Genomic DNA, 17,804 nt, shown 5'->3' with positions numbered 1-17,804 from the left:
TGATTTGGCATAGGCGGCTCCGAGGTTGAGCTGTACCCATGCGTAGGTTTCGGGGTCGTCGCCGTGGTGAATCTCTGACCAGGTTTTAATAGCCTCATCAAATTTGCCCTCATTGTAGTAGCTTCTTCCGAGGGCAAGCCACTCTTGAGCGGTCATCTGTTCTAGGGGCTTATGTGGTTCGGTCACGCCTGTTTCTCCTTGACGCAGCGGTTAGAAAAGTTCAAAGCCTTAGGCCTCGCCTAAAACTTCACATTAAAAGGTAGCAGTGTTGCCTTCTTGCATGGAAGCAACACTGCTACCTGCAACAACGGATGAAAATAGCAGCGACCCAACTAAAAAAGGCTAGAACAACTTTTCCCCGTCAGACGCCATTTTTGCTTGCTCGGTGATAGCCGCATAGTTGGGGCCTACCGCGCCGATCGCCTGGGTAAGGGGCACACCCGAGCCGTCACGTGAACCGTGCTCGGTCGGCAGGGAGCGTGCCACACCGCCCGGCGTGCCAGCCTTTGCAGGACCAATGCCAACCCACGCCAGCGCCAGCTTCGATTCTCCCGTCAAGAAACGATGCGCCCGCACACCGCCGGTCGCCCGACCCTTCTGCGGATATTCCGCCAGGGGAGTGACCTTCGCACTCGCCATACCATCCTGCCCATTCGTGACGGTCACAACCTCTGCGGCAGAACCCGGGGCGGTCACGCCGAGCGCAATTACCGCATCCTGTGCGCCCAGCTTAATACCGGCGATACCGCCGCCCGCGCGGCCCTGCGGGCGAACCTTAGCCGCATCGAAGGTCAGAAGTTTCGCTTCCTGGGTGACTAACGTTAGGGCGTTATCGTCGGAAGAGCACACGGTTGCGGCAATAACCGTATCCTTCGACTTGAGCTTGATAACATCCCACTCCGTCTGGTTCAGCGGATACTCCGGGTTCACGCGCTTAATCACGCCGTTCGCCGTTGCCAGTGCAAGTACCTCATTCAACGGCACAAGCCCCACCAGCTTCTCACCCTTTGCTAGGGCAACAACCTCAGTAGCTTTGACGCCCGTAGTCAATACGGGAGTTCCCGAAGAATCATCGAACACCACCAAATCCATGACTGACAGGCGCACCATGCGCCCCGTAGAGGTCACCGCACCAATCTCGCCCCGTGCCGTCGTAGGAACAATAGAGGTGAAGACGTCATGTTTAATACGTTTGCCCGGATCAACCAGAGCCTCACGCATTGGTTTACCCACCGTGCGCCCCAGTATGCCGGAAGCCGTCAGCAGCACCCAACAGGGCTCATCGGCAATTTCAAGCGCCAGTCCGAGGCTCTTCTTCGCCTTTGAGGCACCGTTTGAGACAGCCTCAATCGCGGACTGCATATCGTCTTTCGTCTTCAAAACGGTACGGCGATCGTTGCCGTACTTCTCGGCAACCTCGGCAAGCTCGTCAGATACCAGCTCACGCAGCGCAGAATCGGAACTCAAAATACGTTCCAGTTCAGCAATCTCCTGGCGCAACTTATCGCGCTCAGCCTCAAGCTCAATACGGGAATACTTTGTAAGTTGGCGCAGGCGCAGCTCAAGAATATAGTTCGCCTGAACCTCCGTCAGATCGAAGACTGCCATCAGCTTCTCGCGAGCCTGCGCGGTTTCATCCGAAGACCGAATAATCTCAATAACTTCGTCAATATCGACAATGGCAATCAACAGACCATCCACCAAGTGCAGACGATCCTTATGCTTACCCAGACGGAATTCGGTGCGGCGGCGCACCACCGACAGTCGATGATCAATATACACCCGCAGAAGATCAAGTAGTCCCAAGGTCTGCGGCTGCCCATTCACCAGCGCCACATTATTGATGCCGAAAGAATCCTCCAACGGCGTGTGCTTATATAGTGAAGCCAGCACAGCCTGCGGATTAAAACCGTTCTTAATCTCAATAACAAGGCGCAGCCCGTGCTTACGGTCGGTCAAATCGACTACATCAGAAATACCGGTCAGCTTCTTGGCGTTAACGCCGTCCTTGATCTTTTCAATAACCTTTTCCGGGCCCACCATATACGGCAGCTCAGTCACCACAATGCCCTGTTTACGGGGGGTCACCTGCTCAATAGAGACCTTGGCACGGGTCTTGAACGTGCCGCGCCCGCTTTCGTAGGCATCCTTAATACCGCTCAATCCCACAATCGTGCCGCCACTGGGCAGATCAGGGCCGGGGATAAACTTCATAATCTCTTTGAGCGTGGCATCAGGGTGCGCAATCAAATGCCGCGTACCCGCAATAACCTCGCGCAGGTTATGCGGAGCCATGTTCGTTGCCATACCCACCGCAATGCCGGTCGTACCATTGACCAAAAGGTTAGGGAACGCCGCTGGCAGCACGCCCGGCTGCATGAACTGGTTATCGTAGTTCGGCACAAAATCAACAACGTCTTCATCAAGATCCGCAGTCAGCGCCATCGCGGCGGGAGCCATGCGTGCCTCCGTATAACGGGCAGCCGCCGGGCCGTCGTCTAGCGAACCAAAGTTACCGTGCCCATCCACCAATGGCAGGCGCATCGCAAAAGGCTGCGCCAAACGCACCATCGCATCGTAAATAGCGGCATCGCCGTGCGGGTGCAGTTTACCCATGACCTCGCCGGTCACGCGGGCGCTCTTCACATGCCCCTTATCCGGGCGCAGCCCCATCTGCTGCATCATGTAGAGGATGCGCCGCTGCACCGGTTTCAGCCCGTCGCGCGCATCTGGCAGAGCACGCGAATAAATAACCGAGTAGGAGTACTCCAAAAAGCTGGATTCCATCTCGGCAGAGACATCAATATCGACAATATTTTCGACAATATCAACCGGGTAATCTTCAACGGCGGACTTGCTGCGGCGTGCCATTTCTCTCCTTGAGGCGCACAATAATGCGCCCAATGTGGGGTGGGCGTATTCGTAATTCTATTCTACAGGTAGCGCAGAAAAATCCGCCCAAATGCCCGTCAAAGTAGCACAGGCGGCATGTAAAGCACTAAGGTATAAACTACAGTGTCTAACAACGGCACCACACATGCGCACTCGAATCTGCCTTATTACCTATGACCCTAAGGAGTCTTCATGACAGCGACCGCATATGATCCGCGGGAAAAACTCACGGCCGATATCGAACGTGCAGGTTTCTACCCAGATTTAGTGCGTGACATTGTTGATGAAGCTCTTGCCGGTTTAGAACCAGAATCCCATTTTGTGCAGGTTGAAACGCATTTCAGCCATAATAATTTGCATCGCCATATCACGGTTTTAGTTGTTAGTGGATCTCTGCTGATTCTAGCGCATTTAGACGACCAGCACCTTGAAGAAGAAGGGCAGCAGACCGTAGCACATGTGGGCGTTGAAGCGGTTAAGCTGAGTTCTCTGCGTGCCGTCACTATTAGTTACGGGTACGATAATCCGCAGGCATATAAGCCCGGAACGGTCCCCACCGAACTTTCGATGCAGATAGCATGGACGGGCTCGCTGCACCTGGAACTGGCACCCGCTACCTGCCCCGATCCGCACTGCACCGCAGATCACGGGTATAGTGGTGACGCCAGCCGAGAAGATTTAGCCCTACGCGTCTCGGCAACAGCGGACGGTCCCGAAGCTATCCTTCAAGCGCAGCAGTTCGCCCGCGCCCTACACCGTGCACATATTCAGGTGAGCGAAAGCCGCTGATATGTCTGAGTACCTCGATTACGCTGGAAATCCGGTGCCCCCGCCACCTGCCTATGGAAGCAACAGCGTGGCAGATGTTTTCGAATCGGCCGCATCACTGGTAGCGCAAAGAAGCTTACCGCGTGCTCAGCACCCATTAGATGATGAACCAGATTTCAGCCTGGACGCAGACCCACTCAACCTGGCACAGCGACTAACTGAAGCTGGGGCTGACCCAAACGGATTCCGTAATATCTGCCTGATCATGGTCGATGGTCTGGGAGAACAACTGCTGCAAAGCTACGGATCTTATGCGCCTTATCTAAAGAAAACAGTCTTTTTAGGGGCATTGGATGCGGCATTCCCCACCACGACTGCAGCGTCGTTGGGTTCGCTGGGCACCGCCTCCGCGCCGGGGGCTCATGGGATTGCTGGCTACGAGGTTCGCAACCCCACGACGAATACCGTGATGAACCATCTTTCGGGGTGGGATAAGAATGTTGATCCGCACGCCTGGCAACCCCTGTCCACCGTTTTCGAGCGGTACTGTACCGATAGGCGCGTGGTGACGATTTCACTGGAGAAATACCGGGGGAGCGGGCTCACCGAAGCAAACTTGCGCGGCGGCGAATTTGTGGGCGCAGCCGACTATAACGCTCGTATCACTTATGCCTGCGAACTTCTGGCCTCGCGCACACCGACCTTGATATACCTTTACTGGGGAGAGCTTGACCAAGCGGGGCATCGCTACGGCGCGGGAAGTAACGAATGGCTTGAACAACTTGAAGAACTTAACCTGGCACTGCGCCGTCTTGCCGAACGTTCCCCGGCGTGGGCTGGTATTTTTCTCACGGCCGATCACGGCATGGTAAATGTTCCGCAGGAAAACCGCATCGACTATTCGGCGACCAAAGAACTACTGGAAAATGTCGCTATGACGGCAGGGGAACCGCGAGCGGTGCAGCTCTATCTGCATGATACTTCACCGGATGCCCGTCGCCAGAGCGCACAATGTTGGGTTCGGCACTGGGGTGAGCACGCTTGGGTGCTAGACTCACACGATCTTTATGAGCGGGGCTACTACGGTACGGTAATTCGTGATTCAGCGCGAGAACGAATTGGCGATCTGATCGTTTGCGCTCGTGATGATTATGCGCTCTACGATATGCGCCGCCAGAAGGAACGCGCACTCGCTATGGTGGGGCAGCACGGTTCGCTGACCGATGCGGAGCGTCTTATTCCTCTGCGGTATCTGCTTACCTCGTAACGTCAAGGACGACAGGCTAAATTGTCTGTATCTTCAGGAATCCTAGTAAGAAATTACTACTATTTACGCCCGCCGAAAAGGATATCGTCCCATGCGGGAATGCTTCGGCGCTGCTTTTTCGAAGAACTGGTCTTGTTCCCATCACGATTGCTTTGGTGATGCTCGCCTTTGGGCTCCGAAGTGTGATGAGCATGCTCGGGCGTCGAAGGAGCAGAGTCGCCGCTGTCATGCTCATCAACGGGTTCAACTGACTGCGGGGTATCCGGCTCAGGCTCATACACTTCCGGCTCTTCCACCACGGGAGTAACCGGGCGTACCGAGCGGGCGCGTTCGAGAAGCTCATTGAGTTTACGTTCGTCACGGCTTTCGCCCTTCAAAGAAGAGGTAGGCGCATTAACGTGTACCGGAGTCGTATGAGTAGTCACAAGCCGCTGCTGCACCGGGGCGGTTGCCTCCGGATGCTCTTCGTGCTCTTCATCTTCGCCGTCTAAAGAAGTTTTCTTAGCCGCAGCTGCCACCGCAGCCGGGCTTCCCATCAGGAAGTATGCTGCCTCATTTGATGCGTACAGCCCTTGATTAGCCGGGTTGTAAGTCCAACGAGCGGGGAACCGTACCTTTTCAGGCAGGTGGGAGCGTGCCTCATCGGAGAGCGCAAAGTCGGCTTCGACTCGCCACTGCCCGTTTTCTTTCTGCCGAGTTTCCCAATCCTGGGTGGCATCCTCAAAACCGTGCTGGTGCGCAATCTCGGCGATACGAGCCGCAAGGGTGACAGGAATTTGCCCTATGCCAGAGGCTGAATCACGCCGTCCCACTTTCACATTTTGGGCAGCGCGAATAATGTGCGAACGTTCCGCCACGATAGGCCACTCGTACCTGCGCACGCGCTCCGGTTCCCAGCCGGATTCTTCAGCAATTTCTTCTACGCTTGCACCTTGTCGGAAGCGAGTTTGAATATCACGCGGACCGAAAGACCCCTTAGTACCTCGCCCGCGAAGCGGCTGGATGCGTCGTGCCTTAGTGATGCTTGTGCGCAGATTCGCGTCAATTGGAAGGAGAAACCTAGTGCCGTCAGCAGACTCAAGCACCAGATTTTCACCGTCATCATGTACGCCAATCAGACGCAATTCAAGCATAAGAACCTCCAAATTCATGGGTGGGGCAACACCACTACCATGCCGTTATGCCGGTTTAAAAACATAAAGTTACCTACCAAGGGTACCGTGAGAGCCGCAAAAAACGGTAGTAAAACCCCCAAAACATCGTGAAAAAATCCTAAATTGATATCTTCCAAGAGGCCTTTATGACGGCTAAAAGTTCACTAACTGCGTCCCGATTAGACAAAATGGGTATCAATAGTGAACAATACCTGCATGCCGCCGTCGCATAACACGCCGATATGTGATGGGGTACTACCTATTTAGACCACCGTGGGCGGTAGGATTTCAGCCCACCAAAAACGACGGAGCGTGATAGTTTGGCAACTGATTACGATGCACCCCGCAAGCAGGATGACGAACAGAACGAAGAATCCTACGAAGAGCTGAACGCGCACCGTTCGGAGATGCAGTCCGGGGCGGTGGATGAGGATGAGAACACCGCGGCAGAAAGTTTTGAGCTGCCCGGTGCAGATCTCTCCAATGAAGAGCTCAACGTAGTGGTTCTGCCCGCACAGGAAGACGAATTCACCTGCGCATCCTGCTTCCTGGTTCGTCACCGCTCGCAGATTGCGCGTGAAGAAGACGGTCTGTTGTACTGCGTAGAATGCGAAGGATAAGAAGCTAAACCATACGACTCAAGGGCGGTTTCCTCAGGGAGACCGCCCTTTTAGCTGCAAAGAAAACTAGCCGTTTAGAATCTCGGCTATTTTTTCGGGATTACGAGTTGAGGCAATCCAATAGGGGGTTGGATCGGCAGGGTCGGTAATATCGAGGCGGATTTTTGGTGTAATCCAGCCGCGAAAACACATATATGCGCGCCCATCAAGGTCGGGACCAGCCGCAATACGGGCCTGTTCGCCACGAAATGCTTGTGTTTCACCCACATAAGCACGCTCAATACTTGCTCGCCCCACACGAACCCAATCCTGCGATATTTCAATAGTGGGTGCAGAAAAATATAAAATCCACCCGAGAAGAAGCGTAACAACGACAGCAGCAATAATACCCACCGGAATACCAATAGGGGCGCCCACCAGATAAGATGCACCTCCGGCACACAGCGTGAGAAACCACATGCCAGGTCCAGGAGAAAGACGCTCATAATAGAGCGTATGAGGTGACGAAGAAGCCATCGTAATAGTCCTTCTAAGCTTGTTGGGTACCTGTTCAGATGGCGTCTAGAAAAAGAGTGTGTGCACCATCTGGGCAGAAAATCATATTCAACATTCTAACCGAGGTTATTTTCTGCGCACTCCAGCACCGTGCAGTACTTATGTGAAACTCCTGTACGCTAAGGGGGTAGAGATGACGTAGCCCCCGTATGTTCGGTAGAGTGAAAGACATGATTAATCCCATTGATGTCCAGATTAAAATGCTTGATGCAGAGCTCCCAGCACCGTCTTACACCAATCCTGGTGATGCGGGCGCAGATCTGCGTTCACGAGTAGATTTTGCACTGGCGCCTGGAGAGAGAGCACTTGTACCTACCGGTATTGCTATTGCTCTTCCCGAAGGATATGTAGGGTTGGTGCATCCGCGTTCGGGGCTTGCTACTAAACACGGCATCACAATTGTTAACGCACCGGGAACTGTCGATTCTGGGTATCGCGGTGAACTTATGGTGACGTTATTGAATACGGACCGTGCAAAGTCTTTCCAAATCAAGCGTGGTGATCGTATTGCCCAGCTTGTCATTCAGCGTTATGAACACGCTAATTTTGTGGTGGTAGAGAACCTTGACGAAACCGAACGAGGATCTCAGGGATTTGGCTCAAGCGGCTTGAAATAATCTTTTACCGCGTAATTCGGCAGATAATAGACTTTAATCGCACAAAGAAATATACAATATCTGCATACAATATGAGACGCACTAACATCTACCAGTAAGGGATATTCAGTGTTTGGTTTTGGCAAGAAAAGCTCTGACGATGAGCGTAAGAAAGCAGAAGAGAAAACTACTAAGGTTACTTCTAAAGACTCCAAGAAAGAAGATGCTGAGCTAACCAAAGCTAAGTCTAAGTCCAGCCTTAACAAGGTCGATCGTGATGATGAAGAGCCCGAGGTAGTTATCTACGACCGTTCTGAAGGCCCCCACGATATTGGTGAGGTTGATGATACCGAAGAATACATCGACCTTGGTGCTCTATATATTAAGATGCTTGACGGTCTAAACCTGCGTCTTGAGATGGACGAAGGTACGGGAGCTGTAATTGCCGCAACCTGTATTCGTGCTGGTGGAACCCTCCAGATTCAGGCGTTCGCAGCGCCTCGTAGTACTGGCATATGGGATGATATTCGGCATGATCTTGCCGAGTCTGTGGCATCGCAGGGTGGAACCGCCGAAATGTATACGGGTGAGTTCGGCGCCGAGATGCTAACCCGCCTTCCCGCTACGACTGAGGACGGGAAACGAGGGGAGCGCATCGCACGATTCGTTGGCGTCGATGGCCCGCGTTGGTTCTTACGCGGTGTTATTTCTGGCGAGGCCGTTCTAGGCAATGAAGAAGCTGCTGAAGCGATTGAAGAGGTCTTCCGTGCCGCTATTGTCAATCGTGGCGACGACCCCCGCCCGCCACGTGAGCTATTACCCATGACGATGCCGGAACAGATATATACCTTAGACGACTCAGATGATGAAGAGCAGGAACCTGAGGAGCAGGAGAGTAGTCGAGAGACTGAAACGAAGAAAAAGAAGAACGAGGATAAACGCGAACTACGCCCAATGCCTCGTCGTGGACCCGAGATTACAGAGATTGGGTAATGCCGCGCATAGATAACAGCCACGCTGCACCCGGTTCGGGGACTTCTTCTCAAGTTGAGACGGAGTACCCCGAACGTTTTCGTGTTCGCCTAGCTGGCCGTATCGATCAGGTGTGGATTCCTGCTGTTCACGATAAACCGCTCTACCAAGCAGAACTTATCGTGGCGAAATCAAAACCGCTTCAATGGGCCAGTCCTCTAGCCCTGATTGGTATGCCCATTGTTGAGCCTCCTGGCGAAGACTTTGACGATGAGCAGGAAGACTCGCAGAATGCTGAGACCATTATGCCTGATGGAGACCAGCAACAATCAGTTTTGGGGAAGAACCCCATGACGGAGAGTTTAGAAGTGCGGTTCCCCTCACGTCCGCCGTTTTCTGTGGGAGAAAGAGTAACCCTTATTTGGCATGGGCAGCGTGTGGTTCCTGGTTTACTGGCGGGGTGCCTGTTGCGGTGCTCTGGGGTTATTTCAACGCACACGTATCCGCCCGTGATGTACAACCCCCGATACGAGATTGTTCCCCAATACTTCTTAGAAAAGGATCCTCGACGTGGTTAATACTCCACATGACCCTCAGCATTCGAATAACCAGTATGCCTCTGACGGTGCCCAGAGTGCAGAGACAAACTCGATATCGGGGCAAGAGTCATTAGGTAAGAGCCTGGGCGCTTCTTTGGGGGGCAATATCCGCCGTACAGAGTCAGGTCATGTGGATGTGCTCCATGCAATTGGCGGGTGGCGTGGACTCGTAGAAACTTCTCTGCCTTCACTACTCTTCCTTATCTTCTTCACGGTCACCAAAGATTTAAACTTGGCCTTAGTTATCGCGGTAGCAGCTGCAGGTATTTTTACCGTGCTGCGCCTTATACAGCGCAGTAAACTCATACCTGCGGTGTCGGGTATTGTGGGTGTTGCAATTTGTGCTTTCACTGCTTTTCGCACAGGGAACGCTGCCGATTACTATTTGCCGGGTTTTTGGACGAACGGCATTTACAGTGTTGCGTTCATAGCTTCGATTATCGTGGGTTGGCCTCTGGCGGGACTCATTTTCGGGTATATCAGAGGAGAGCAGCTTACCTGGCGACAGAAACCCGAACGTTTGAAAGCCTATAAGCTGGCAACGTGGATTATGGCGGCTGTCTTGCTGTTGCGACTTGCGATCCAATTACCGCTTTACTATATGAACGCTACCGAAGTCTTAGGTGCTATGCGCATCGTTATGGGGCTGCCTCTGTACGCGGCGGGTATCTGGCTGGCGTGGCGAGTATCTGATCCGGCAGAAACCTTATAAAACTCTTTACGTCACTAAGCATGCTTAAAGTATGCTTAGTGACGTCTTTGTAGCCTCTTGGTCTATCCAACCACCTAAGGAGTAAGTTATGATAAGTATTTTAAAATCATTATATGCTAAATCTATTTTAATTTTTGCATTTTTTATTAGCGCGTGTGCAGTAATTCTTATTACATTACGTGGAGATAATCCAGTAAATGTCGTATCTGGTGCTGTTATTTTTACAGCGTCTGTTATTCTTTCGCGATTTTTGTGGTATGTACTATGGGAGTTGATATTAGGTGCTTATAGGTATGAAGTTACAAAGACAAAATTTTTTGAGATTGTAGCCTGGGGGTATCTTCCCTTAATGTTTATGGGTTTAGCTATTTCATTCGATGATAAAAGTATCTGGGTATTTACAATATATACATTTTTCTCACTTTTAATATTAGATACCATGATTATCCACACTCTTTATTTCCTTGTTAGCCAAGAATATAGTGCGGAAAATCTGTATACCCAGGTGGTGAAGCCTAGAGATTCTTTTGCTTTTATACGAACATTGGGGGAGGCTAAAAGTGAAAGCCAGAGGTATTTGAACTATAAAAAACCTATTTCACAGGAGTCTATAGAATATTTTAATCTAGAAATTGATGGGCGCAAAACTCGTGTCAGAGAATACGTATTCTGGGCAGGTTATGTCGATTATGTAAATTATATTATGCTGTTGCATAAAGATATTTTGAATCTTTCTGATGAGGACACCGTGGAAACATATAGCAACCATCGCCATTTGGCCCAGGCATACCGTTATTTACATGACGCTGAGAACCACTGGGAGTCTGGACATGAATCTATTAAAGCAGATGATGAAGCGATAAGGCATGCTTATGCCTTTATTCGGAGTAAAGCCCAACGTCTTGAAGATCCTATAAATAAGATTAAAATTCCCGTACTGCGCTCTCACATAAGCAAAGACTTAGAGCTGCGCCGAGAATGTTTTGAAAATGCTAAAACTAAAGTTGCTTCATTAGCTCCGCGGCTAAGTGATGTATTACTGCAGGGACGGCAGCAGAAGAGTTCAATAGTTGAACCAATTATTATGTATTCTGCTGCACTTGATAATCTATTAAGCGATATTGATGATAATCTTACTGAAGCGGAAAAACAGTTGTTGTTAGTTTCTCGCAACGTATCGGACGAGCAACGCATCAAAATATTCAAGAGTGCATATATTGCGCAGGATGCAGAAGTTGCTCTTTGGATTCTATTTTTTAAACTTCAAGAATTTCTTAAGGAATGGGAAAAGTCTGTTGATGCTCCCGCACATATTGAAGAAAGTTCTTCTCATCTTGCGCATTATCTTTTTGATTTTGCACAAAATCATGAAAATAGATTCTTCAAAAAATATTTTGATAGTCGCATACAAGAAATAAGTAACTATGCGAAGTCTCTTGAGTCCGAAGAATTTTATGCTGTTGCAGACCATTTTTTGGAGTGGGTTATGAGGATATATCAAGGTTTTCCTATTCCTATGCCACAAGACATAAAAGATATTTTTGAACAGACTCTAATTTCTATAATTCAAAAAATTGCGGAACGTCTTCTCATTGAAACTAGAATGTATGCGCCTCTGGGTTATCTCTCTCTACAGCCAGAAGATATTAAGGAATATGCTCAGCTGCAACGCATCCAAGATCTTTTAGAGACTGAGCATGAGAGCACTACCCGAGTTCTTGAAGACCGCCAAGAAGCGCTCCGTTTGGTGCGGGCATCCCATGAATGGGCACAAGAAACCGGAAAATATTTATACCCAGAATTCTCAGGACGCCTCGACGCGCAAAATTTCGTGCTTGAAGCTCAACGTTATGCCGTTCCCACAACTGCTGGTGTTTTCAGTGTAAATGCTGTTTTGAAGAAGCTGCAGGAACTTGACCAAAAAGAAAGTGAGAAAACCGGGAGTGGCCGAACCTACTGGTTCCCGGTTCAGAACGTTCTTACACACGGAACCTATGCAAACAGTGCTACTCCCGAAACGAGCGGCTGGGATGTCGATCCTTGGCAATACTCGTGGGGATCCTGGTACGGCGACGGCTTTACTCCTGCCGACAACAGCTCCTCGGACTCTGGAATTAGCTTTAGCGGAGGTGACGGCGGAAGTTTTGACGGTGGCGGCGGAGGCTTTGGCGGGGGAGACGGCGGAAGCTTTTAGACCTCACACAATCCTCAGCCATCATTAGAGACGCTAAACGTGCGTCTATATTTCGCGCGTTTCAGCTGAGAAATAGCTCGTTTTCGTTGGTGATCTAGGAGGGGCAGAGAGATAACCTAGGCGAAGAGCGCCCGAATTTGGTCTTCTCCGTCAAGCGTTGTGATGAAGAAAAGTTCGTCGCCACCCTCAATAACAACATCGGCGGAAGGTGCAACCGGAACACCATCGCGCAAGATGGCGGTGAGTACCGTATCGGTTGGCCATTGCACATGGTCTATCCTGTAGCCAATCACAGGATGATCGAGCGGTACCGTATACGCCGCCAACGTCGCCCCGCCGGCCTGAAGCGTAAGCAGACGTACCACATCGCCCACCTCGACGGCTTCCTCCACGAGGGCCGTCATCAAACGCGGAGTGGAAACTGCCACATCCACGCCCCAGGCATCATCGAAAAGCCACTCATTCCGGGGATTATTCACACGCGCTACAGTGCGTTGTACACCAAACTCGCTGCGGCACAGTAGAGATACCATTAGATTAACTTTGTCGTCACCGGTCGCGGCAACAATTACATCAGCAGTATTCGGGTGAACCTGGCGCAAAACAGATAGCTCACAGGCGTCACCAATATGCCAGCGCACTCCCGGCAGATCGGTACGTTTTTTCATCTCAGGCTTGGAATCAATAATAGTGACCGTGTGCCCATTCGCCTTGAGTTCCTTAGCGATAGATGCTCCCACGGAACCGGCCCCAACAATAAGTACCTTCATGTTATAAGCTCCTTATGCTTTCGGGCGACGGCGATCGCCGGGGTGCTGCGCCGGGTCTATCGGCTTCGCATGGAACCAATCCAGCCGCGGATCGGTACTGTACTCGACGTCTTCATCAGTACGAGGCGACCGCGAAAGAATCCGAGAGACTTCGTTAATATCGTCCGTGCGCATCATAATGTGTACGGTATCTCCCTGCTGATAGGCGGTATCTGGGCGTGGAAGCATGCCTTCACCGAATCGGGTAATGTAGGCGATGCGCACCCCGGCAGCACGCTCAATATCCACGAGTGCATGACCTGCCCATTGTTCATGCAGTGGAATCTCAGTAAGCATGAGCCTGCCCGATGGCTCCCGAAAATCACCCTTGAGCGCTTGCTCCGGTAACAGGCGACGAAGCACCTGATCCGTTGACCACCTCACAGCGGCTACCGTGGGAATACCTAGACGCTGAAAGAATTCAGCACGATTTGGGTCGTAGACTCGGGCAACAACATTTTTTACTTTGAAAGTCTCACGCGCCACGCGGGCGGCAATAATATTTGAATTATCTCCCGAAGATACAGCTGCAAAAGCGTACGCATCCGAAATACCCGCCTGTTTGAGCGTTTCTTGGTCAAAACCGACACCGGTCACCAACTGCCCGCTGAACCCTTTACGTAAGGGCTGGAAAGCTCGCTCATCTTGATCGATAACGGCTACCGTATGCCCCGAAGCCTCTAGAGTACGGGCAAGCATAACTCCCACACGACCAGAACCCATAATGACGAAATGGGGCATGTGCTTTCCTCCTCAACAGACGACCGGTTTTCCTGTTAAGTGTACCGAGTAAGACCACTAAACGCCCGATGACCTGCGAAACACGCGGCAAATAAAATTGAGCTTTACCCCGCAGGCGGATAGCCTTAAACCTGTGAAATATCGTTGGGAAAAAATTCGCAGCGCCTTCACCGGTAAGCCGGTAGATTCGCGTCAAGTAGCGGCCATGTCGCTGCCTAAGCGTTTTGCCCTACCCCTTTTCGGCTCTGACGGTATTTCATCTGTCGCATACGCCGCCGACGAGATTATTCTGATGCTCGCCGTTGCTGGTAACGCAGCCATTGTCTATGCCCCTTGGGTTGGGTTAGCGGTCGCCGTCGTAGGTCTTATGATCGTAGGAACCTACCGATACAACATTAATCAGGTTGCTGCTGAAGGCGATTTTGAACTAGTGCACCGGCGGTTGGGCAGTAAACCCGCCGTTATTTTGGGGGCCTCGGTACTTCTTGATTTCGTGCTTACGGTTGCCGTTTCCATGTCGTCGGCTGCAACATTCCTGGTGGCACTTTACCCAGAATTACAAGATCATCGCAGCGCCATCGCAATACTGCTCATCATTATTTTGACCGTAGTGTCTCTGCGCGGTCTACAACTCATGGGAAAGATAGCACACTGGCCGCTCTATATTTTCCTCGCGATCCTAGGCGTTACGCTGTGCATTGGAATTATCAAATCCTGGATGGGTGTGCTTGCTAAAGCAGAATCGGCAAACTACTCGGTACTCCCCGAAAACGTCGATTCACAGCTGATTGGCATAGCGTTCTTCTTTTTGATCTCACGGTCTTTTTCAGCGGGTGCCGTTGCGCTCTCCGGAGTTTCCACGATCTCAAACTCCGTGCGTTTCTTCCGGCGCCCCAAAAAACATAATGCCGCCCTCACCCTCATGATTATGGGTACCATAACGGGTGTGCTTCTCGTCAGCATACTTTACATAGCTCAAGTTACCGGCGTTACTATGGTGCATGACACCACACAATATTTGTTGATTGAGGGGCGCGCGCCGGGCGAATTCTTCCACCAGAAACCCGCGCTCTATCAGATAGCACTCGCTATCTATGATGGCGCCCCGCTCATACCTCAGCTGCTTGTTTTTGCCACCGTTGCAGTGCTGACCATAGCGTCTTTTACAGCTTTTATCGGTTTTCCGTTGAGTTCATCTGCTCTCGCTGATCGCAGGTATCTGCCAGTTCAGCTACGGAGTATCAACTCTGTGGGCCTCTACCGTAACGGGGTTCTCCTGCTGGCTGTTATGGCAACATGTCTAACGTTGCTTTTTGGCTCGGATATTTTCTCGCTCATTCAGCTCTATCTCGTGGGTATGTTCCTCTCGATGCTGCTCACTCAGGGATCGGTAGTGAGCTACCGCATCCGAAAACTGCGCATTACACTGGCATTTACTTCGCGCCGACACCTGATCCGTGACCTAGCCGTCAGTATCATCGGGGTTATCGTGACCGCCGCTGTACTCATTACTGTTATTGTCACTAAGTTCATGGCAGGTGCCTGGCTTTCGCTTCTTATAATCGTTACCTTGTTCGGGGGCATGATGATAACCCGTAAACACTACGATGCCGTCATCAAAGCGGCAGAAATACCATATGAAGATCTAGAATCCGCCGATCTATCCTCGCTGCCTTCACGGGTTCACGCCATTGTTTACACGAAAGATCTCAACAAACCCGTGCTTCGTGCCCTAGCCTATGCGCGCGCATCCCATCCTTCAACGCTGGAAGCTCTGACCGTTAATAACGACCAGGCCACTCTTGACGATGTGAAGACTCGCTGGGATCGCATGCGGATTCCTGTACGACTCTCGGTGATTGACTCACCCTACCGCGATACCGTCCAAGCCGTACATAACTATGTGCGCCGTATTCAGAACAATACATCGCGGGATGTTATTGCCGTTTACATTCCAGAGTTTGTTCCGGAACATTGGTGGCAGCGCCTCATTCATCCGCGAACTGTCAAACAGCTTAAGAAAGTTTTAGAGCAAGAGCCTAATGTTATTCTTGTGACTGTTCCGTGGAGCATTCATGAGAATGCAACGTCCATTGATACCGAGGACATTGATACCTCCGTTCACTCCCATAAAAACGATACGATGTATCGGGGCTCAACCCACACAGAAAAAACGTGATATTCCATGAGAACCCTTGAGATTTTCTCATGCTTATGGCAGGGTTGAACGGTTATTTAAAAATAAGCGGTGTAGAATGCTTCACATCAGAATTCTGTAAGGAGAAGACGCGTGAACACCCCTGAAACCAGCACAGTACGTGACTCCGGTGCGGATAACGTTACCTCGGAGCAGGGGTACACTATAGGCGATCTAATCCAGGTAACCTGTGAGACACCCGCCCACGGAGGTGCACTCGTTGCACGTACGCACGCCGGGGTCGTTTTCGTACGGCATGGTGTAGTGGGTGAAGAAGCCCAAGTTCGGATTACCGCAATAGGCCCCAAAAACCGTTTCTACTTTGCAGATGTTGTAGCCGTCAAAGTGCCTGCACCAGTGCGCCGTAAGCATCCCTGGGCACAGGCAGATGCCCTCAAAACTCCCGAAGAACGTCAGAAACTCACCGGCATAGCAGAGCTTCTTGGTGGGATGGAATATGGGCACCTAGAACCCTCTGAACAACGGCGTTACAAAGCCGAGATCGTACGAACTCAGCTTCATCGCCTAGGCGGCATCCCTCTAGAATCACCACTCTTAACAAACCTTATCGTTGAGTCTATGCCTAATCGAGACCTCGTCGAAGGCGACCTCTCCTGGCGATCTCGTATACGGTACACCACCGCTAAAAGCATTGAAGACGGTACCACGTATTGGCGCATCGGCATGTACCCCTACCACAGCTCGCAACCGGTACCCGTCGTTGATTTTCCCCTCGTGGCACGCGAATTACGTGACCTAAAACTTCACAAGCTCAACCTGCGGGGCGTTCGAGAACTGGAAGCAACACTGTCTTCACGTGGGCGTATTCTGCTCCAATTCATGGTTGACCCCCGGTTTGAGACAACCCACGTCGCCAAAGAGATTGAAAGGCAGTGCATCCAGCTTTGGGGCGAGCTTGCTAAGCGTAAAATCTCGCTTTTCTTCACCCCCTATAGCGGATCGAAAGCAAAACCGAGCAAGCGTTCGGGGCAGCCCAGCGTGCATAGCCCTTATCGGCGTGTGCGTCAGGGAGATATACTCCTTGGCGGTGGGTTACGTTCCGTAACCGAAGAAGTAAGTTTTGGTCCGCGAAGGTTCAGCTATCAGGTCTCCGCAGGTGGCTTCTGGCAGATTCACCGCTGTGCCCCCTCAACTCTCATGGGCACCATGTTAACCATGCTCCGCCCAACCTTAGGCGAATGCGCCCTCGACCTATACGCCGGTGCTGGGCTATTTACAGCAGCGCTCGCGGATGCTGTCGGATCAGAAGGAACGGTTATCAGCGTTGAAGGTTCCCCGGTAACGCACCGTGATGCGCGTTCCAACTTCGCGCCGGATGGTCCTTCCCGAAGCGATAACTCCAAGGAAACCCGTGTTGAGGTTATTCGCGGAGACGTTGCACAAAGCCTTCAAGATCTTAAAGCAGCACATAGCCTTGGTCAGATACCTACCCCGGATGCCGTGGTACTTGACCCATCTCGTGAAGGGGCAAACCGCAAAGTTTTGGAACGCCTCAACGAACTCAAACCCGGGCGCATTCTATATGTGGCATGTGATCCTGCAGCCTTGGGACGCGATACAGCTATTTTGCGTGAACTAGGCTGGGATCTCGTACAGGTACGGGCATTTGATATGTACCCTAATACGCATCATGTTGAGACGCTCGCTCTTTTTCACCGTGCGCCTGCGCGTATTCGTCCAGCGCGTCTGTCAAAACGTCATAAGTAA

The 17,804-nt window shown here is 51.4% G+C and carries 15 protein-coding genes and 1 pseudogene; 10 read left to right on the top strand and 6 right to left on the bottom strand.

What is annotated here, in order from left to right; translation table 11 throughout:
* Together HMPREF3016_RS10640 and HMPREF3016_RS10635 are read right to left on the bottom strand one after the other, a co-directional pair.
* Window positions 1–186: pseudogene (locus HMPREF3016_RS10640) on the bottom strand (tetratricopeptide repeat protein); the annotation flags it as partial.
* Between the two features lie 156 nt (window positions 187–342).
* Window positions 343–2,871, bottom strand: a complete 2,529-nt coding sequence (locus HMPREF3016_RS10635; protein ID WP_070742040.1) for a DNA gyrase/topoisomerase IV subunit A — start codon at window positions 2,869–2,871, stop codon at window positions 343–345.
* Window positions 2,872–3,084: 213 nt separating this feature from the next.
* Between HMPREF3016_RS10635 and HMPREF3016_RS10630 the strand changes: the two genes are divergently transcribed.
* Both HMPREF3016_RS10630 and HMPREF3016_RS10625 read left to right on the top strand, forming a co-directional pair.
* Window positions 3,085–3,681, top strand: a complete 597-nt coding sequence (locus tag HMPREF3016_RS10630) for a DUF5998 family protein (RefSeq protein ID WP_013398920.1) — start codon at window positions 3,085–3,087, stop codon at window positions 3,679–3,681.
* Window position 3,682: 1 nt separating this feature from the next.
* Entirely contained in the window at window positions 3,683–4,927 is a 1,245-nt protein-coding gene (locus tag HMPREF3016_RS10625) for an alkaline phosphatase family protein (protein WP_070742038.1), read from the top strand.
* A gap of 59 nt (window positions 4,928–4,986) precedes the next feature.
* On the opposite strand, the gene sepH is transcribed toward HMPREF3016_RS10625, so the two are convergent.
* Complete coding sequence (sepH, locus tag HMPREF3016_RS10620; RefSeq protein WP_070742035.1) at window positions 4,987–6,078, bottom strand: septation protein SepH; 1,092 nt, start codon at window positions 6,076–6,078, stop codon at window positions 4,987–4,989.
* Window positions 6,079–6,401: 323 nt separating this feature from the next.
* Here sepH and HMPREF3016_RS10615 point away from each other — a divergent pair, with 323 nt between their 5' ends.
* Window positions 6,402–6,701, top strand: a complete 300-nt coding sequence (locus tag HMPREF3016_RS10615) for a DUF4193 domain-containing protein (RefSeq protein ID WP_004004482.1) — start codon at window positions 6,402–6,404, stop codon at window positions 6,699–6,701.
* Window positions 6,702–6,767: 66 nt separating this feature from the next.
* Here HMPREF3016_RS10615 and HMPREF3016_RS10610 read toward each other — a convergent pair whose 3' ends face one another.
* Window positions 6,768–7,217 carry a DUF3093 domain-containing protein gene (locus HMPREF3016_RS10610; RefSeq protein WP_070662703.1) on the bottom strand — a complete coding sequence of 150 codons (450 nt, stop codon included), beginning with the start codon at window positions 7,215–7,217 and terminating at the stop codon, window positions 6,768–6,770.
* A gap of 209 nt (window positions 7,218–7,426) precedes the next feature.
* On the opposite strand from HMPREF3016_RS10610, the gene dut reads away from it, so the two are divergent.
* The 5 genes from dut to HMPREF3016_RS10585 all read left to right on the top strand — a co-directional run bounded on the left by dut (window position 7,427) and on the right by HMPREF3016_RS10585 (window position 12,329).
* On the top strand, window positions 7,427–7,873 hold the full coding sequence (gene dut / locus HMPREF3016_RS10605; protein WP_238382320.1) for a dUTP diphosphatase: 447 nt from the start codon (window positions 7,427–7,429) through the stop codon (window positions 7,871–7,873).
* A 108-nt stretch (window positions 7,874–7,981) separates the two neighbouring features.
* Window positions 7,982–8,845 (top strand): DUF3710 domain-containing protein, encoded by an 864-nt coding sequence (locus HMPREF3016_RS10600; protein ID WP_070742031.1) that lies wholly within the window; start codon window positions 7,982–7,984, stop codon window positions 8,843–8,845.
* Window positions 8,845–9,402, top strand: a complete 558-nt coding sequence (locus tag HMPREF3016_RS10595; protein ID WP_070523606.1) for an asparaginase — start codon at window positions 8,845–8,847, stop codon at window positions 9,400–9,402. The genes HMPREF3016_RS10600 and HMPREF3016_RS10595 overlap by 1 nt, the downstream gene beginning before the upstream one ends.
* Window positions 9,395–10,135, top strand: a complete 741-nt coding sequence (locus HMPREF3016_RS10590; protein ID WP_070742029.1) for a DUF3159 domain-containing protein — start codon at window positions 9,395–9,397, stop codon at window positions 10,133–10,135. Before HMPREF3016_RS10595 ends, HMPREF3016_RS10590 begins: the two co-directional genes overlap by 8 nt.
* Before the next feature lie 88 nt (window positions 10,136–10,223).
* The gene (locus tag HMPREF3016_RS10585) at window positions 10,224–12,329 is read left to right on the top strand and encodes a hypothetical protein (protein ID WP_070742026.1); all 2,106 of its coding nucleotides are present in this window, start codon (window positions 10,224–10,226) and stop codon (window positions 12,327–12,329) included.
* A gap of 116 nt (window positions 12,330–12,445) precedes the next feature.
* On the opposite strand, the gene HMPREF3016_RS10580 is transcribed toward HMPREF3016_RS10585, so the two are convergent.
* On the bottom strand, window positions 12,446–13,099 hold the full coding sequence (locus tag HMPREF3016_RS10580) for a potassium channel family protein (protein WP_004004494.1): 654 nt from the start codon (window positions 13,097–13,099) through the stop codon (window positions 12,446–12,448).
* A 12-nt stretch (window positions 13,100–13,111) separates the two neighbouring features.
* Complete coding sequence (locus HMPREF3016_RS10575) at window positions 13,112–13,879, bottom strand: potassium channel family protein (RefSeq protein ID WP_048751600.1); 768 nt, start codon at window positions 13,877–13,879, stop codon at window positions 13,112–13,114.
* Window positions 13,880–14,012: 133 nt separating this feature from the next.
* Between HMPREF3016_RS10575 and HMPREF3016_RS10570 the strand changes: the two genes are divergently transcribed.
* Together HMPREF3016_RS10570 and HMPREF3016_RS10565 are read left to right on the top strand one after the other, a co-directional pair.
* Entirely contained in the window at window positions 14,013–16,058 is a 2,046-nt protein-coding gene (locus HMPREF3016_RS10570) for an APC family permease (protein ID WP_246828540.1), read from the top strand.
* Window positions 16,059–16,169: 111 nt separating this feature from the next.
* Window positions 16,170–17,804: a class I SAM-dependent RNA methyltransferase gene (locus tag HMPREF3016_RS10565; RefSeq protein ID WP_048751603.1), complete on the top strand. Its 1,635-nt coding sequence runs from the start codon at window positions 16,170–16,172 to the stop codon at window positions 17,802–17,804.

This window comes from Rothia sp. HMSC065D02 (assembly GCF_001815285.1).
GTDB classification, from domain to species: domain Bacteria; phylum Actinomycetota; class Actinomycetes; order Actinomycetales; family Micrococcaceae; genus Rothia; species Rothia dentocariosa.
This window is presented reverse-complemented; position numbering and strand designations above follow the sequence as displayed.

What these genes read in the sequence shown, in the direction of transcription:
- HMPREF3016_RS10635 (WP_070742040.1), bottom strand. Translation starts at nt 2,871, where the DNA reads ATGGCACGCCGCAGCAAGTCCGCCGTTGAAGATTACCCGGTTGATATT.
- HMPREF3016_RS10630 (WP_013398920.1), top strand. Translation starts at nt 3,085, where the DNA reads ATGACAGCGACCGCATATGATCCGCGGGAAAAACTCACGGCCGATATC.
- HMPREF3016_RS10625 (WP_070742038.1), top strand. Translation starts at nt 3,683, where the DNA reads ATGTCTGAGTACCTCGATTACGCTGGAAATCCGGTGCCCCCGCCACCT.
- sepH (WP_070742035.1), bottom strand. Translation starts at nt 6,078, where the DNA reads ATGAATTTGGAGGTTCTTATGCTTGAATTGCGTCTGATTGGCGTACAT.
- HMPREF3016_RS10610 (WP_070662703.1), bottom strand. Translation starts at nt 7,217, where the DNA reads ATGGCTTCTTCGTCACCTCATACGCTCTATTATGAGCGTCTTTCTCCT.
- dut (WP_238382320.1), top strand. Translation starts at nt 7,427, where the DNA reads ATGATTAATCCCATTGATGTCCAGATTAAAATGCTTGATGCAGAGCTC.
- HMPREF3016_RS10595 (WP_070523606.1), top strand. Translation starts at nt 8,845, where the DNA reads ATGCCGCGCATAGATAACAGCCACGCTGCACCCGGTTCGGGGACTTCT.
- HMPREF3016_RS10585 (WP_070742026.1), top strand. Translation starts at nt 10,224, where the DNA reads ATGATAAGTATTTTAAAATCATTATATGCTAAATCTATTTTAATTTTT.
- HMPREF3016_RS10580 (WP_004004494.1), bottom strand. Translation starts at nt 13,099, where the DNA reads ATGAAGGTACTTATTGTTGGGGCCGGTTCCGTGGGAGCATCTATCGCT.
- HMPREF3016_RS10575 (WP_048751600.1), bottom strand. Translation starts at nt 13,879, where the DNA reads ATGCCCCATTTCGTCATTATGGGTTCTGGTCGTGTGGGAGTTATGCTT.